This window comes from Bradyrhizobium sp. HKCCYLRH2015 (genome assembly GCF_051168215.1).
In the GTDB taxonomy this organism is placed as follows: domain Bacteria; phylum Pseudomonadota; class Alphaproteobacteria; order Rhizobiales; family Xanthobacteraceae; genus Bradyrhizobium.
Genome location: NZ_JBNPUO010000004.1, coordinates 282,625 through 297,687 on the forward strand (window position 1 = coordinate 282,625; position 15,063 = coordinate 297,687).

Below are 15,063 nucleotides of genomic sequence, written 5' to 3' on the forward strand. Positions count from 1 at the left end.
AGACCAATCCGAGTCGCGTCAAGCCGCGACGCCCCCGCATTCCAGGCCCTTCCCAGGCTCCCTCAGGGGGCCATCTTCCGAGCCCATGTTCGACATTCTCAATCTGGCCCTGCCTTATTTCGGCGTCGTTTTCATAGGCTTCGCCTGCGGTAAGTCGAGGAGGCTGCCCGAAGCCGGGCTCGCCTGGATGAACTTCTTCCTGCTCTACGTCTCGCTGCCCGCCTTGATGTTCAACCTCATCGCGCGGACGCCGTTCACCGAGCTGAGCAACCCTCCCTTCCTGGTTGCAACGACGCTCGCCACCATGCTCACCTTCGCCCTGGCGCTCGTGCTCGGCAAGGCCATCGGGCGGCTGTCGCTCCGCGAGGCGACCATGGCCGGGCTCGCGGGTGGCTACGGCAATATCGGCTATATGGGGCCTGGGCTGGCGCTGGCCGTGCTCGGGACCAAGGCGGCGGCGCCGACCGCGCTGATCTTCTGCTGCGACAGCATCTTCCTGTTCTCGATCGTGCCGCTGCTCGTCGAGCTGACCGAGCGCGATCATGCCTCGGTGGTGCACGCGATGCGCACCGTGCTGCGCCAGATCCTGCAGAACCCGCTGATCATGGCCACCGCCGCCGGCATCCTGGCGGCCGCGTTCCAGTTGCATCCGCCGACCGTTCTCGACCGCACCCTGCAGTTCCTGCAGAACGCCGCTGCGCCGACGGCGCTGTTCGCGCTCGGCGTGACCGTGGCGTTGCGCCCGTTCGAGCGGCTGCCCTGGGAGGTGCCGGTCCTGACCGTGGTGAAGCTCGTCGTTCACCCGCTGCTGTCGTTCGGGCTGATGCTGCTGTTCGGGCCGTTCGCGCAGCCCTGGGCGGCGACCGCGGTGCTGATGGCGGCGCTGCCGCCGGCGCTCAATGTGTTCGTGATCGCGCGCCAGCACGACAGCTGGATCGAGCCGGCCTCATCGGCGGTGCTGATCGGCACCTTCGCCTCGGTGATCACCCTGACCAGCGTGATGTGGCTGATCCAGACTGGCCGGCTGGCGTTTCCCTGACGGTGCTCAACCGGCCCTGCGCGTGGCTCTCCATGACGGCGCCAGGCCCTCGCGCATCGCGAGCCGTCGCAGCGGACCGATGCCGCTCATGAGGTGCATGCCGACGGCGCGCAGCGACTGCATCGGCAGAAGATCGCTGAGCAGCGAGCGGTTGGCGACGTCGATGGCGAAGGTGCGGCTCAGGATATCGGCGCGGCGCGCCGCACCATAGCGCGCGAGCACCTGCGGCGCACCGATATCCTCGCCGGCCGCATTGGCCTTGCGCACGACATCTGCGATGTCGATGCCGTCGCGCAGGCCGAGGTTCAGTCCCTGCGCACCGATCGGCGGCACCACATGCGCGGCCTCGCCGACCAGGGCGATCCGGTTTTGCGCGTAGCTCAAGGGCCGCTCGATCGCGAGCGGAAACACATGGCGGCCCGGCTCGACGCGCACCCGGCCGAAGATCGAGTGCGACTGCCGCTCGGCGGCGGCGGACAGGGCGTCGTCGTCGAGCGCGAACAGCCGGTCGGCCTCCTTCGGGGCCGCGACCCAGACAACGCTGCAGCGGTCGCCCGGCAGCGGCACGAACACGCAGGGTCCCTGCGGCGTGTGGAATTCCGTCGACACGTTGTGATGCGGCCGTGCATGGGTGATGTTGAAGGTCAGCGCCGACTGCTGCAGCGTGCGCCGGCTCACGCCGATGCCGGCGGCCTCGCGGCACAGCGAATGCCGGCCATCGGCGCCGACCACGAGCCGCGCCGTCAGCACGCGGCCCGATGCGCTGGTGACGGTCACCGCATCGGCATCGCTGCGCACGCTGTCCGCATCCTCGGCGATCCGCACCAGGCCGTCGATCTCGCCGGCGCGTTGTTCCAGCGCGTCGACCAGGACGGCATTGGCGATGTTGTAGCCGAACATTTCGAGACCGATCTCGTCGGCGACGAAGCGCACCTCCGGGGCTCGGATCAGCCGGCCGGTATCGTCGACAAGCCGCATCGCCTTGAGGCCGGCGGCGCGGTCACGGCACGCCGACCAGACGCCAATCTCGTCGAGGAAGTCGACCGAGCCGCCGAGCAGGGCGGTGGTGCGGTTGTCGGCATACGGCGCCTGGCGGGCTACGAGCGCCGTCCGCGCCCCGGTCTGCGACAGGGCAATGGCGGCGGCGAGCCCGGCGGGTCCGCCGCCGACGACGATGACATCAAAGCTGGCGTCTGTGTTGCTCATCCGGGAACATTTGACGTTCCGGCAGGGCTTTTTCAAGGGTATTGCGTGAGCCTGCGCGGCGCATCGCCGCAACGGCGGATATGCAATCGGCTCCGATTCCTGATAGCACTGGCGCCGCATGGATCAGTTGAGACCAGAGAGCAGGGTCGCCGCAACGCCGGCGCATCGCGTCGCGGCGTTCTCGGTGCACGTCTTCACCGCGCTCGGTGCGGGCGTCGCGCTGCTGGCGATGCTCGAGGCCGTGCGCGAGCATTGGACTGCGATGTTCTGGTGGCTCGGCGCCGCGCTCGTCATCGACGGCATCGACGGGCCTCTGGCGCGCCGGCTCGACGTCGTCCATGTGCAGCCGGACTGGTCGGGCGACGTGCTCGATCTGGTGGTGGATTTCACGACCTATGTGTTCGTGCCGGCCTACGCCATCACCGCCAGCGGCATGCTGCTGCCGCTCGCCGCGCCGGTCATCGGCGTCGGCATCGCCGTCACCGGCGCGCTGTATTTCGCCGATCGCCGCATGAAGAGCGACGACAATCATTTTCGCGGGTTTCCGGGACTCTGGAACATTGCGGCATTCTATCTGTTCCTGCTGCATCCCTCGCCATCGTTGGCGACCCTCGGTCTCGCGGTCCTGATCGCGCTGACCTTCGTCCCATTCCATGTCATCCACCCGGTGCGCGTCGAGCGGCTGCGCTGGCTGACGCTGCCGCTGGTCGCGCTCTGGGGCGTCCTGGTCATCGACGTGCTGGGAAACAACTTCGCCGTGGGCTCGATCGTGACGACCTTGTTGTGCGCGATCGCCCTCTACATCGTCGCGAGCGACTCCGCGATCCGCCTGCTGAGATCCTTGAAAGCATGATCGACCTTCTGACCAGTCCCGAAGCGTGGGCCGCGCTGCTCACTCTGACCGCCCTCGAGATCGTTCTCGGCATCGACAACGTCATATTCCTGTCGGTGATCACCTCGCGCATCCCGCAGCCGCAGGCGACACGCGCCCGCCAGATCGGGCTGGCGTTGGCCCTGATCTTCCGCATCCTGCTGCTCAGCGTGCTGGTCTGGCTGATCGGGCTGACGCAGCCGGTGTTCACGATCGGCGGCGTGGGCTTCTCCTGGCGCGACATCATCCTGATCGCCGGCGGCCTGTTCCTGATCGCCAAGGCCACGCACGAGATCCATGCCGAGGTCGAGGCGCGCGAGGAGGAGGAGGGGTCGCAGGGCGGCGGCGCCAACAAGTTCTTCTGGGTGATCCTGCAGATCATCGTCATCGATCTCGTGTTCTCGCTGGACTCGATCATTACCGCGATCGGCATGGCCCAGGATCTCGAGATCATGATCGCCGCCGTCATCATCGCCATGGTCATCATGTACGTGTCCTCGGGACCGGTGGCGCGTTTCGTGGCGAACCATCCGACCACCAAGATGCTGGCGCTCGCCTTCCTGGTGCTGATCGGCGTCGCGCTGGTCGCCGACGGCTTCAAGTTCCACATCCCGCGCGGCTACATCTACTTCGCGATCGTCTTTGCGCTGGCGGTCGAGGCCTTCAACGTGATGGCGTCGCGCAACCGCAGGAAGCGCAACGCCTGACCGGTGCCGAGTTGACAAGGCCGCCGTGATCGCCTTCGCTTTTGCCGCCGGCAGCGCCGGGTGCGCGGCCGGAGGTCGGCTCCTTCAACGGAGCCGGATGTCCGATGAGAATCAGGTAAGTGTCGAAGGTTCTTTCGCCGGATTCCCGGACGCGGCGATGGAGAGTCCGAAGGGGAGATGGCGGGATGGTCAAGGCGGTGCGCGTGCACAAGGTGGGAGGCCCCGAGGCGCTGGTCTATGAGCCGGTCGATCTCGCCGCGCCCGGCCCCGGCGAGGTCCGCATCCGCCAGCACGCGATCGGCCTCAACTTCATTGACGTGTACTATCGCACCGGACTGTACAAGGCGCCCGGCCTGCCGTTCATCGCCGGCAACGAGGCGGCAGGCGAGGTGATCGCCGTGGGGCCCGGCGTCACTCATTTCCATCCCGGCGACCGCGTCGCGTATTATGAGAACCTCGGCGGCTATGCCACCGAGCGCAACATCGCCTGGCAGCGCCTGGTCAAGCTGCCCGACCATATCACCTATGAGCAGGGCGCGGTGCTGATGCTCAAGGGGCTGACGGTCTGGTATCTGCTGCACAAGACCTTCAAGGTCGAGCCGCACCATCGCGTGCTGATCCACGCCGCCGCCGGCGGCATCGGCCTGCTGGCCTGCCAGTGGGCGCGCGCGCTCGGCGCGCACGTCATCGGCACCGTCGGCTCCAAGGCGAAGGCGGATCTCGCGCTGGCCAATGGCTGCGACCACGTCATCCTCTACAACGAGGAGGACTTCGTCGCGCGGGTCAAGCAGATCAGCCGCGGCGAATTGTGCGACGTGGTCTATGACGGCGTCGGCAAGTCGACCTTCCCCGGCTCGTTGTCCTGCCTGAAGCAGCGCGGCCTGTTCGTCAGCTTCGGCAACGCCTCGGGTCCGGTGCCGCCGTTCTCGATCGCCGAACTCAACAGTCATGGCTCTCTGTTCGCGACCCGGCCGAAGCTCAACGACTATATCGGCAAGCGGTCCGAACTGCTGGAGGGCGCCGATACGCTGTTCTCGGCGGTGATCAGCGGCAAGCTGCACGTGCCGATCAATCACGCCTATGCGCTGAAGGATGCGGGTCGGGCGCATGCCGACCTCGAAAGCCGCGCCACGACCGGGGCCTCGATCCTCAAGCCTTAACAGCCGGCCTTAACAGCCGCGCGACCGAGCCCTGTCGCTACACCTCGCCCCGGATCGAAGCGTCGCCGGCTGCCGCGCGACTCCAGAGCACCGCATCGGTCTGCGCTGCCGTCGACGCCTCGATCCGAGCCGGCGCGAGGCTGTCTTGCCCGTCCCGCCAGGCGCGCTCGCGCTCGGGGTCGTCGAGCGCCAGAACGAGACCCTGGTTGAGCTCATACAGGCCAGAGGCGAGCCCCGCAGCGACGAGCGCCGCCCTGAGCGAATCCTGCACCAGCGCGCGCAGCGCGAGGTGTGGTGCCGAGACCGGCACGTCGACCTCGCGGCCGGCCATGGCCTGTGCGCAGGCGCGCCGGTCGAACGAGGCATGCCCGCGGCAGGCGAGCGGACGCGCGGGATGGATGATGCAGCCGCCGCGTACGAGGAATGGGCAGGGCTGACGCAACTTCATCCGCGCGGTGTCGCTCAATCCGTGCGTCGCGCGGTTGGCGAGCTTGATCCGGCGCGACAGCGAGCCGAGCGCCTTAGCCGGCATGCGCTGGTCGATCTGCCGGACATAGCGCGCGAGCAGGAAGATCTCCGGTGCCGTCGCGGTCACGCGCAATGCGCAACAGGAGGGGCAGCCCTTGGCGCAGGCGAGGGCGGGCAGATGCGCCGTCTGGGCATCGATATTGGCTTCGAACAGATCGAAAGCGCGGTCGGCGAGCGTCTCAGCGCAGTTCTGCGATGCCCTGCACGCTGCCAGCAGCGAGCTGAACGCCCGCTTCAGTTCGGTGAAAGCCGCATCGCTCAATGCTGTCCTCCAAAGACCCGACGATCAAAACGCCGGACGGTCAAAACGCCAGCGACCGCGGCGCACCCGGCGCACCGCGGTCGACAGGGGCAGGGCAGAGAGGACGCTCACTGCCACACCCAGCCCGAAAGCCGATGTCAGGCAATGCCCTTGAGGATCGCCTCGAAACAGGGGCGGGGGATGCGGAAGAAGCCGCGGCCGCCGGCGAAGGTCTGATAATGCGGACGCGCCATGTCGAGCAGGCGCTCATACCATTCATTGGCGGTCAGGCTGGCGGGCTTCTCGCCGATCGAGTTGATGTCCGAGTTCGGGAAGAAGCGAACGTGGATCAGCACCTCTTCGGTCGCGGCCAGGGCGATGTGGCTGCCGCTGTCGTCGACCGGCAACGCCCGAGCCAGATTGTCTCTCGCCATTCTTGCATCTCCTTCTATCGTGCCGACCTCGTTGTCGGCGGATGATCATCAGCTTGGTCCCGGCAAGCCTCTCTCCTCCGAGCTGATCACATCCCGTACAACGCTATATCAGGACAGATATAACGTAAGTCATCGGATCGCAGGTGTTTGGCGCGATCAGGATCGTTGTTCGGGGGGACAGCTGTCCTTGATCCAAGTCAAATGGCGGCGAGCCCGACCTCGGTGTTTGTGCCTCATCTGTAGGCAGCCGGCACGCAGGCTTCGCATGTGGCACGGAGCCTGCGTCTTGAACGGCATTCGATCAGGCGACGCAGCGCGCGGCGCCGACCTTGGTCAGGATTCCGTCCAGCGTGTCGATCATCGCCGCGATCTCATCGCGAGTCACATTGAGGGCCGGCATGAAGCGTAGCGCATCCGGACGCGGCGCGTTCAGCAGCAGGCCGAGCTCGAAGGCGTGCGCAACGATCGCCGGCGCGATCGGCCTGATCACGTCGAGCGCAAGCAGCAGACCACGGCCGCGCACTTCGCCCAGGCCGTGCCTTGCCGAGATGCGCTGCAACTCGCTCTCCAGATAGATCCCGTTGTCCGCGACAGCCTTCAGAAACTCCGGCTTCTCGATCACATCGAGCACGGCGAGTCCCGCCGCACACATCAGCGGATTGCCGTTGAAGGTGCCGCCCTGATCGCCATGCTCGAAGCAAGACGCCTCGTCGGTCGCCAGCAGGGCGGCGAGCGGAACGCCGCCGCCGATGCCCTTGCCCAGGGTCATGATGTCCGGGAGGACGTCGGCATGCTCATAGCCGAACAGTTTTCCGGTGCGGCCCATGCCGGTCTGGATCTCGTCGACGATCAGCAGCAGCCCGTGCCTGGTGGTCAGCGCCCGCAACTGCTGCAGGAACTCGTCGGTCGCGGGCCACACGCCGGCCTCGCCCTGGATCGGCTCCAGCATGATCGCCACCGTCTTGTCGGAGATCAGGGCCTCGACCGAGGCGATGTCATTCAGCCGTGCCTTTGGAAAGCCCGGGACCTTGGGCTCGAACAGCGGCTCGAACGCCTTCTTGCCCGAAGCCGACATCGTCGCCAGCGTGCGGCCGTGGAAGCCGCCCTCGAAGGTGATGATCTCGTATGCGCCGTTCTTGCGCAGAGCGCCGTATTTGCGGGCGAGCTTGATGGCGCCTTCATTGGCTTCGGCGCCCGAATTGGTGAAGAACACCTGGTCGAAGCACGAGCGGTCGACCAGCGCCTTAGCGAATTGGAGGCTGGTGTCGTTGAAATAGGCCGGGCTCGGCGTGATCAGGCGTGCCGCCTGGTGGGCGAGCGCGCTGGCCAGCTCCGGCGGCGCGTGGCCGAGCGAGTTCACGGCCCAGCCCTGGACGAAGTCGAGGTAGCGCTTGCCGCCGTCGTCCCATAACCAGGAACCCTTGCCCTGAACGAAGACGGTGCGCGGGCGCGCCGTGATCTCCATCAGAGCGTCGTAGGGATGGGAGGCGGTCAGCATGTGCAATCTCCTATGCTCAGGGGGAAGCGGGGGCCAAAAAGCGAGAAGGCCGCTCCTTTGCGGGAGCGGCCTTCTCGAAAACCTGGAGCTGATGAGCTAGCTGATCAGCAACGTTTTCGGACATGGCGCGCCCCGGCATCGTCACGGCGGTGACGACGGCAAACGGCGGCGCGGCGGTTGGTCCGGTTGAAGATCATGCGGCGGCCATACAGGCAAATCGCAACCGGTGTCAAGATGCCGGCCTGCAGACTGCAACAAGGGCCGCCGCTCCAGGAAGCGGCGAGGGAAGCGCCGCCGGTGCGAAGCCCGCTCGATCCGGTCTCGGGTCTCGCACTTTAGTGACAACTTTACCAAACATTTAGCGGCTGTGTTTACCCTCCCTGGGCAGCTTGAAAATGCAAGCGCTCAGGACGAGCGATGTCGAACCCCCATCTCACGATCGCCGAAGAAGTGCAGGCGGCCATAGCCACCGGCTCAGCCGACCGCTGCTCCGGCGTGGCCGAGCGGGTCGCCTCCCTGTTCGTCGCCTCTGCCGGCAGCCTGGATATCGAGCAGCACGCGCTGTTTGCCGACGTCTTCGAGCGTCTCGTCAATACCATCGAGCTGCGTGCGCTGGCCGACGTCGGGGCCCGGATCGCACTCGCCGAACTCAGCGCCCAGCTTGCCCCGATCCCGCAGGCGCCGGCCGGCGTGATCCGGCGGCTGGCCCATCATGACGACATCGCCGTCGCGGGGCCGGTGCTTTCGGAATCGCCGCGGCTGAGCAGCGAGGATCTGATCGAGATCGCGCAGACGCGCAGCGAGAAGCACCTGATGGCGATCGCCGGGCGCTGGTGGCTGCAGGAGATAGTGACCGACGCGCTGCTCGCGCGACGCTATCCGAGCGTGAGCCGGCAACTCATGAAGAACCCCGGGGCGCGGGTGTCACCCGCCGGATTTGCCGCCATCGTGGCGCAAGCGGCGGGAGACGCGGAGCTCACGGTCGCGGCCGGCATCCGCGCCGATCTGCCGACAGCCTTGCGCAGGACCCTGTTGCAGCGCGCGACGGAGGCGGTGAGGGTGCGCCTGCTCGCGTCGGCGCCGCCGCATCTCTACGAGGAAATTCGCAGCGCCATTTCATCGGCCACGCTCGACGCCGAGCGCGAAATGTCGCGCAATCGCGACGCGGGCAGTTCCAAGGTGGCAGTCGGCCAGCTGAAGCAGGGCGGCAAACTGACCGAAGGCGCGCTGCTGGAATTTGCCCGCCAGCGGCGTTACGGCGAGACGATCGCGGCCATCGCGGAGCTCGCGAAATGCAGCATCGAGCTGGTGCGGCCGCTGATGCAGAGCCTGCGCAGCGACGGCATTCTCGTGCCGTGCAAGGCCGCTGGACTGAGCTGGGTCACGGTTGCCGCGATCCTCGATAGCCGGTTCGTTTCAGGCGCAACGCCCCCCGACGAGCTGACCAAGCTCAAGAACAAATATCTCGAACTGAAGCAGGACGAGGCGCTTCGCCTGCTGAAGCTCTGGTCGGTTCGTACCACGGGCTCCTCGCACTGAGGACGGCTCGCCCGGGGCCGCAAAGGCGCTTGGGCGACCTGCTGCGGTGCAGCAAGACAACCGACGGGCGTTCGGCCATATCCACGCACCTTTGATCTTTTAAAATCAGGGGTTGTATCGTATCCTCTCCGCTGCCTGCGGGAGATGCCCCGGTCAGACCGGTCAGGAATGACTCCCGTCGAGGAGATCGTGATGGGTGTCGAGCTTCGTCCGCTGGGCGTGACCTGCAACATCATGTGCCAGTATTGCTACCAGAACCCGCTCCGGGACAGCGGCAGCCTGCGCCCGCGCTATGACATCGATGCGATGCTGGCCGCCCTCGCAGAGGACGATGAGCCGTTCACGTTGTTCGGCGGCGAGCCGCTGCTGCTGCCCCTGCCGGATCTCGAGAGGCTGTGGGCATTCGGACTGGCGCGCTTTGGCCGCAACCGGATCCAGACCAATGGCACGCTCATCACAGACCGCCACATGGAGCTGTTCGCGACCTATGCGGTTCATGTCGGCATTTCCATCGACGGCCCTGACGCTTTGAATGATGTCCGCTGGGCCGGGTCCCTCGACAGGACGCGGGACCTCACCAAGAGCGTCGATCGTGCGATCGCCGGACTGTGCGAGCGGGGCCTGCATCCGAGCCTGATCATCACGATGCATCGGGGCAATGGCCTGCCGCAGCACTGGCCCTCGATGGACAGCTGGCTGCTGGAGATGCAGGCGAGGGGGGTGCGAAATGTCAGGCTGCATGCACTCGAGGTCGACTCGCCCGCCGTGCAGGCGCATTGGGCGATGACCGATCCCGAAACCATCGCGGCGTTTCTGCACTTCTACCGATTCGAGCGCGAGCACCTCACCTCGATGCGCTTCGATATCTTCGACGAGATGCGCGCGCTTCTTCGTGGGCTGGACGACCAGACCGGTTGCGTCTGGCATGGCTGTGATCCGTATACGACCGGCGCGGTGCACGGCATCGAGGGATTTGGCGAGCGCAGCAATTGCGGCCGCACCAACAAGCGCGGGATCGACTTCATCAAGACCGAGGCTGCCGGCTATGAGCGCAGCATTGCCCTGTGGTTCACCCCGCAGCCGGCCGGCGGCTGCCGCGACTGCCGCTTCTTCGCGATGTGCAAGGGCCAATGCCCGGGAACCTCGATCGACGGCGATTGGCGCAACCGCAGTGCGCAATGCGCGCTCTGGACCGCGCTGTTTGTCCAGATCGAGGAAGACCTGCTCGCTGCAGGCGAAACGCCGTTGTCCTGCGATCCTCGTCGCGCCGAGATCGAGCACAGGCTCATCAAGTCGATGATGGACGGCCGGGTCCCGTTGCTGACGGAGATCATGGACGATTTGAGTGGATCGCCGCCTGTGGCGGTTTGAGATCCAGGACGTTTGCGAAAGAGAATTTGGCCGATCAAATGTCCGAGCATGCCGCGATCCTCCCTCCGATCCGCCCGCCATTCGTTCGCATCGGCTGGGCCTCGGAGGCTGCGAGAAAGGTGTGGGAGCCGCGCTTCGAGCTGATCAGGACGGAGTGGAAAGTGTTGCGTTGGCGGGCGGTCGCGGCCGGTTTGAGCCGGGCATCGATCAGCACCGTCAACCCCGAAGCTCTCGATGAGATGGCGCTGCAGGTCGAACGCGCAGGGCTCGCGCTCATACCAGTCCGACTGGCGGTCGAGGCGGTCCCGAAATTGTCGTCGTCGCAGACGCGGGCAAGACTGCCGCTCGAAGTCACCATCGCTGTCGTCCGTGCTCGCGACACGGATGAGTTCGAAGCCGACTGGCAGCGCGATCCGGCACGCACATTGCGGGACTGGGCAGGGTGTCCCCATTGTTGCGCCGAGGCGCTGCGCCGCCGCGAGCGCCGGCCGCTGGATCCGGTCTGGGCGAGCGCGCTGTTCGAGAGAACCGAAGCGTCGGGACATCGGCGGATCGAGCTGCCGTCGCGGCCGGCGACGAACATGCTCTGGCGGTCAATTGATCTCTGCATCATCCCGCACTGGCCTTGCCGGCTCGATTGCCCGGCAAGCGCCGCGCTCGCGGCGAACATGCTCGCATTCGGCCGAGCGCATTGCGGGCAGACGACGGAGTGGCTGCTCGATGTCCTGACATGGCCGGCCGAGTGGTCGATGATGCACGGCATCGCCGAGCTGCACGCGCCGGTCTGCCGGATCACGGCATCGACCTCCTACAGCAGCGCACGCCGCGAAATTATCTATCATGGCGCGACCTGGCCCGTTGAAGGCGCGAGCGGCTTGCGCTTCCCGTATCGGGCACCATCGCGCGAACGCTGGACGGGGTCGAAGAGCTTTCGTGGGGGAACGCTGACGACAGGGTAGGCGGTCCTACTTCCCTAGCCCGAGTGAAAATACAATCTCCGCGAGTTGTGATGTATCTACTGCCGCAAAAGTGTTATATACTCCGCTTTGCGTTGATTGACCACCTTCATTGCCAAGAGCGATTATCGGGAGACTCCAAGATGTCTTACATGGACAAGAAGATTCAAATCACTGCGGACCTTGCGAAAGTGAAGGCTGCGGCGGCCCAGCTGAAGAGCCAGGCCAATGCCGCGGACGAGCTCCAGAAGGATCCGCAGGGATATCTCGCCCAAGTCGGCATCGAGATCGATTCGAACACGGCCGATCTGATCAAGGATCGCCTGTCGGGCCAGAAGGCGACCGCCGCGCCTGCTTCGGTCATTCACGTCGACGTCTGACCGCGATCTCAAGCCGGCCGGACAATGTCTGCATTGCCCGGCCGGAAACGTGCTGCAGCTCCGACCTCCGTCAAAGTCAGTTCCTGCCCCTGGGAGCAGCTGGACATGCATTCGCGTGACCGGGTGACGAAACCGACTGAGCTTGTCTTCAATATCAGTTACCGCTGTCCGCTGAAGTGCAGCCATTGCTGCTTTTCGTCGGATATGACTCAGCTCGACGTGCTGCCGCAGGACCTGATGATCGCAGCGATCGATGATGCAGCCGTCGCTCACGACATGACGCGGATCAATCTGGTCGGCGGCGATCCATTCCTCCAGCCTGAATTGATGCGCGCTGCGGCATCCCGCGCCAGGTCGTTCGGCCTCTCCACGTCCGCGACCACCAGCGCCTATTGGGCGACATCCGAAGCGAAGGCCGAGCGGATCCTGACTCCACTGGTTGAAGCAGGTCTCGAACGGATCATCATCTCTTTCGACGACATGCATGCCGAATTCTTGGACGGGCGCAATATCGCGCATGCCTACCGGGCTGCCCGTTCGCTCGGATTGGACGTGCTGATTGCCGTCGTGACATCGCCGGGCAGCGTGATCGACCGGTCCCGGATCTTCGATCTTCTCGGTGTCGACCCTGACTCGGATCCGCAGCTGTCGGTGTACGAGACGGCGATCAACTCCACGGGACGCGCCGTCGACGATGTCAGCGCGTCCGACCTCGACGCAAGGCGGCATTCGCCACAGGTCTATCGCGGACCATGTCCCTCGGTGCTGAGGCATTTCTCCGTGGCCCCGAGCGGGAACGTTCTGCCCTGCTGCGGCGTGCTGCCGTTTCATGCCGCGATGAGCGTCGGTGATCTGAACGAGACGCCGATGTCCGAGGCGATGTCCCGCGCCTACATGGACCCGGTGTGGAAGTGGATCGCCTTCGAAGGTCCGATCGCTCTGCTCTGCGAAATCACGGCGGAGACCGAACGACCGCTCGCGGCCAGCGATTTCGACGGCATCTGCACGGCGTGCGACCGTCTGTTCTCAAATCCCGAGCTGCTGCAATTGCTCGACAGCCATTTGCCGCGGAAGCTGCCAACGTTGACGCTGCTCGAGCACATGTTCGAGGCAGTGGGTGTATTTCATTCGGTGCCTCCGCCGTCGTCCGACCTGTCCGCCAAGTTCTGACAGCCCAAGTTCTGAGAGCCATTGCCATGACCATATCCGTTGCGCTGGTTGCAGCGCCGTTCCTGGCCTTGACGCGGCCCGCGCTGGGGATCAGCACGCTCCAGGCGGCCCTCGAGGACCGCGGGATCGACGCACGGCAGTACTATCTCGGTTTTGCGTTTGCCGAGTTGATCGGCGCCGACACCTTCCAGTTCATCGCGGAGCAGGTTCAGACCAGCCTGCTGATCGGTGAATGGGTGTTCGCCGCGACCTTCGAAAACGCTCCTGATCCTGTCGCGGAAGCCCGGCACCGGGAGCGAATGGAAGCCTATTGCGGCAAGCATTGGCCCGCGGTCGTCGCGGCGCGCGATGCGGCGGAGAGGTTCGTCGACCGGTCGGCTCGTCTGCTGATCGCAGACGGCGCCCGCATCGTCGGCTTCTCGTCGACGTTCCAGCAGAATTGCGCGTCTCTCGGCATCGCGCATCGCATCAGGCAGCTCGCGCCGGACACGATCATATGCTTCGGCGGCGCCAACTGCGAGGGGCCGATGGGCGAGGCGCTGCTCGAACGCTTCCCGCAAATCGACTATGTGTTTCGCGGCGAGTCCGACCGGACCTTTCCGGATTTCGTCGAGCGCTTCCTTGCAGGCACCTTGCCTTACAGTGAAAGCACCGACGTGCTGGGCCGCGTGGGCACGAATGGAAGGATCGCGGAGACTCCGCTGCAGAATCTTGACGAGCTTCCCGTCCCCGACTTCACCGACTATTTCGCGGAGCTGAGGCAGGCGTCGTTCTGCGATGATCTGCTCCCCGCGCTGCCGTTCGAGAGCTCGCGCGGCTGCTGGTGGGGCATGAAGCACCACTGCACATTCTGCGGCCTGAACGGCGCGACGATGGCGTTTCGCACCAAGTCGGCCGAGCGCGTGCTGGCCGAGCTCGCAACACTATCCGCGCGCTGGAGCGTCAAGCGCTTCGAGGCGACCGACAACATTCTGAACTTGAAGCATGTCGACGCCGTGTTCGGCCACCTCGCCAACACCGCGCCGTCGCCTTACCGGATCCTCTACGAGATCAAGTCGAACATGCGCCCCGAGCAGCTGCGTACGCTCGCGCGCGGCGGGGTGACCTGGGTTCAGCCGGGCATCGAGCATCTCGACAACGATGTCCTGCGCCTGATGGAAAAGGGCGTGACCGGGCTGCAGAACGTCCGCGTGCTCCGAAGCTGTGCCGAGATCGGACTCCGGCCGATCTGGAACGTGCTGTGCGGCTTCCCCGGCGAGCGGCCTGCGGCCTACGCCAAGATAGCGCGATGGTTTGCGCTGCTGGAGCATCTGCAGCCGCCGACCGGACATTGCCGGATCAGGCTCGACCGCTTCAGCCCGTACTTCAACCACGCGGCCGAGTTCGGGTTTGAAAATGTCGCTCCCGCGCTGGCCTATCAGGCGGTCTATGGCCAGCCGGAAGATGTGCTGACGCGGCTCGCTTATTTCTTCGATGGCACGGCGGCCAACACCGCGTCGGATGATGATCTCGCGCCGCTCGGCGCGGCGATCAAGCTTTGGCGGTCTGCACATGTGGACGGCACCGCAATGCCGATACTGGCGGTGGTCGGATTGGGTCCGTTGTCGATCCTCAAGGACACGCGCCGGATCGCAACCGAGACATGGCGCATGCTCGATCCGATCGAGATCGCCGTGCTGGACGCCTTCCGAGAGCCGGTGCGCATCGACGCGACCCTCGGGCGGCTGGTCGACCAGGAGACCTCCTGGCCAGAGGTGGAGCAGAGCTACGCCGGCCTGGTCGCCCGCGGGTGCATCCTGGAAGACGAGGACTGCGCGCTGACGCTGGTCACCAGCACCGAAGCCCTCGTCATCGACGACGAATGCCGGCGCGATTTCCCCGGCGGCTGGCTGCGCCCGATCGCCAGGGACGGCTCCGGCGCGTCGTCCGCTCAGCTTCAATTCTGAATCAACAACCGTCGCGG

14 protein-coding genes are annotated in these 15,063 nt (G+C 65.6%); 10 read left to right on the plus strand and 4 right to left on the minus strand.

Going from position 1 to position 15,063, the window contains the following annotated elements; genetic code table 11:
• Positions 1–85: 85 nt before the first annotated feature.
• Complete coding sequence (locus tag ACQR1H_RS12475) at positions 86–1,039, plus strand: AEC family transporter (protein ID WP_434907603.1); 954 nt, start codon at positions 86–88, stop codon at positions 1,037–1,039.
• A gap of 6 nt (positions 1,040–1,045) precedes the next feature.
• Here ACQR1H_RS12475 and ACQR1H_RS12480 read toward each other — a convergent pair whose 3' ends face one another.
• Complete coding sequence (locus ACQR1H_RS12480) at positions 1,046–2,245, minus strand: UbiH/UbiF family hydroxylase (RefSeq protein WP_315800020.1); 1,200 nt, start codon at positions 2,243–2,245, stop codon at positions 1,046–1,048.
• A 118-nt stretch (positions 2,246–2,363) separates the two neighbouring features.
• On the opposite strand from ACQR1H_RS12480, the gene pcsA reads away from it, so the two are divergent.
• The 3 genes from pcsA (at position 2,364) to ACQR1H_RS12495 (ending at position 4,983) form a co-directional block, all read left to right on the plus strand.
• On the plus strand, positions 2,364–3,098 hold the full coding sequence (gene pcsA / locus ACQR1H_RS12485) for a phosphatidylcholine synthase (protein ID WP_434839537.1): 735 nt from the start codon (positions 2,364–2,366) through the stop codon (positions 3,096–3,098).
• Positions 3,095–3,823 (plus strand): TerC family protein, encoded by a 729-nt coding sequence (locus tag ACQR1H_RS12490; protein ID WP_315800018.1) that lies wholly within the window; start codon positions 3,095–3,097, stop codon positions 3,821–3,823. The genes pcsA and ACQR1H_RS12490 overlap by 4 nt, the downstream gene beginning before the upstream one ends.
• Before the next feature lie 185 nt (positions 3,824–4,008).
• Positions 4,009–4,983 carry a quinone oxidoreductase family protein gene (locus ACQR1H_RS12495; protein ID WP_315800017.1) on the plus strand — a complete coding sequence of 325 codons (975 nt, stop codon included), beginning with the start codon at positions 4,009–4,011 and terminating at the stop codon, positions 4,981–4,983.
• A 37-nt stretch (positions 4,984–5,020) separates the two neighbouring features.
• Here ACQR1H_RS12495 and ACQR1H_RS12500 read toward each other — a convergent pair whose 3' ends face one another.
• From ACQR1H_RS12500 to ACQR1H_RS12510, 3 genes are all read right to left on the minus strand, one after another.
• Positions 5,021–5,773, minus strand: coding sequence for a YkgJ family cysteine cluster protein (locus tag ACQR1H_RS12500; RefSeq protein ID WP_434839538.1), 753 nt, complete (start codon positions 5,771–5,773; stop codon positions 5,021–5,023).
• Between the two features lie 137 nt (positions 5,774–5,910).
• Positions 5,911–6,186 (minus strand): hypothetical protein, encoded by a 276-nt coding sequence (locus ACQR1H_RS12505; RefSeq protein ID WP_315800015.1) that lies wholly within the window; start codon positions 6,184–6,186, stop codon positions 5,911–5,913.
• Between the two features lie 301 nt (positions 6,187–6,487).
• Complete coding sequence (locus ACQR1H_RS12510; RefSeq protein WP_315800014.1) at positions 6,488–7,684, minus strand: acetylornithine transaminase; 1,197 nt, start codon at positions 7,682–7,684, stop codon at positions 6,488–6,490.
• A gap of 417 nt (positions 7,685–8,101) precedes the next feature.
• Here ACQR1H_RS12510 and ACQR1H_RS12515 point away from each other — a divergent pair, with 417 nt between their 5' ends.
• The 6 genes from ACQR1H_RS12515 to ACQR1H_RS12540 all read left to right on the plus strand — a co-directional run bounded on the left by ACQR1H_RS12515 (position 8,102) and on the right by ACQR1H_RS12540 (position 15,046).
• Positions 8,102–9,223, plus strand: a complete 1,122-nt coding sequence (locus ACQR1H_RS12515) for a DUF2336 domain-containing protein (RefSeq protein WP_434907604.1) — start codon at positions 8,102–8,104, stop codon at positions 9,221–9,223.
• A gap of 168 nt (positions 9,224–9,391) precedes the next feature.
• Complete coding sequence (locus ACQR1H_RS12520; RefSeq protein ID WP_316215787.1) at positions 9,392–10,594, plus strand: radical SAM protein; 1,203 nt, start codon at positions 9,392–9,394, stop codon at positions 10,592–10,594.
• A gap of 38 nt (positions 10,595–10,632) precedes the next feature.
• Positions 10,633–11,553 carry a hypothetical protein gene (locus ACQR1H_RS12525; RefSeq protein WP_434892117.1) on the plus strand — a complete coding sequence of 307 codons (921 nt, stop codon included), beginning with the start codon at positions 10,633–10,635 and terminating at the stop codon, positions 11,551–11,553.
• Positions 11,554–11,693: 140 nt separating this feature from the next.
• A complete protein-coding gene (locus ACQR1H_RS12530; RefSeq protein WP_315800010.1) occupies positions 11,694–11,930 on the plus strand; it encodes a hypothetical protein in 237 nt (78 codons plus the stop codon).
• 105 nt (positions 11,931–12,035) lie between these two features.
• Positions 12,036–13,100 carry a radical SAM/SPASM domain-containing protein gene (locus tag ACQR1H_RS12535; RefSeq protein ID WP_316215789.1) on the plus strand — a complete coding sequence of 355 codons (1,065 nt, stop codon included), beginning with the start codon at positions 12,036–12,038 and terminating at the stop codon, positions 13,098–13,100.
• 26 nt (positions 13,101–13,126) lie between these two features.
• Positions 13,127–15,046 carry a RiPP maturation radical SAM C-methyltransferase gene (locus tag ACQR1H_RS12540; RefSeq protein ID WP_434907605.1) on the plus strand — a complete coding sequence of 640 codons (1,920 nt, stop codon included), beginning with the start codon at positions 13,127–13,129 and terminating at the stop codon, positions 15,044–15,046.
• Positions 15,047–15,063 lie beyond the last annotated feature (17 nt).

Bases quoted from the DNA above. Each gene is read 5' to 3' on its own strand.
- ACQR1H_RS12505 (WP_315800015.1), bottom strand. From the start codon at position 6,186: ATGGCGAGAGACAATCTGGCTCGGGCGTTGCCGGTCGACGACAGCGGC.
- ACQR1H_RS12515 (WP_434907604.1), top strand. From the start codon at position 8,102: ATGTCGAACCCCCATCTCACGATCGCCGAAGAAGTGCAGGCGGCCATA.
- ACQR1H_RS12540 (WP_434907605.1), top strand. From the start codon at position 13,127: ATGACCATATCCGTTGCGCTGGTTGCAGCGCCGTTCCTGGCCTTGACG.
- ACQR1H_RS12530 (WP_315800010.1), top strand. From the start codon at position 11,694: ATGTCTTACATGGACAAGAAGATTCAAATCACTGCGGACCTTGCGAAA.
- ACQR1H_RS12525 (WP_434892117.1), top strand. From the start codon at position 10,633: ATGTCCGAGCATGCCGCGATCCTCCCTCCGATCCGCCCGCCATTCGTT.
- pcsA (WP_434839537.1), top strand. From the start codon at position 2,364: ATGGATCAGTTGAGACCAGAGAGCAGGGTCGCCGCAACGCCGGCGCAT.
- ACQR1H_RS12495 (WP_315800017.1), top strand. From the start codon at position 4,009: ATGGTCAAGGCGGTGCGCGTGCACAAGGTGGGAGGCCCCGAGGCGCTG.
- ACQR1H_RS12510 (WP_315800014.1), bottom strand. From the start codon at position 7,684: ATGCTGACCGCCTCCCATCCCTACGACGCTCTGATGGAGATCACGGCG.
- ACQR1H_RS12490 (WP_315800018.1), top strand. From the start codon at position 3,095: ATGATCGACCTTCTGACCAGTCCCGAAGCGTGGGCCGCGCTGCTCACT.
- ACQR1H_RS12480 (WP_315800020.1), bottom strand. From the start codon at position 2,245: ATGAGCAACACAGACGCCAGCTTTGATGTCATCGTCGTCGGCGGCGGA.
- ACQR1H_RS12475 (WP_434907603.1), top strand. From the start codon at position 86: ATGTTCGACATTCTCAATCTGGCCCTGCCTTATTTCGGCGTCGTTTTC.
- ACQR1H_RS12535 (WP_316215789.1), top strand. From the start codon at position 12,036: ATGCATTCGCGTGACCGGGTGACGAAACCGACTGAGCTTGTCTTCAAT.
- ACQR1H_RS12520 (WP_316215787.1), top strand. From the start codon at position 9,392: ATGACTCCCGTCGAGGAGATCGTGATGGGTGTCGAGCTTCGTCCGCTG.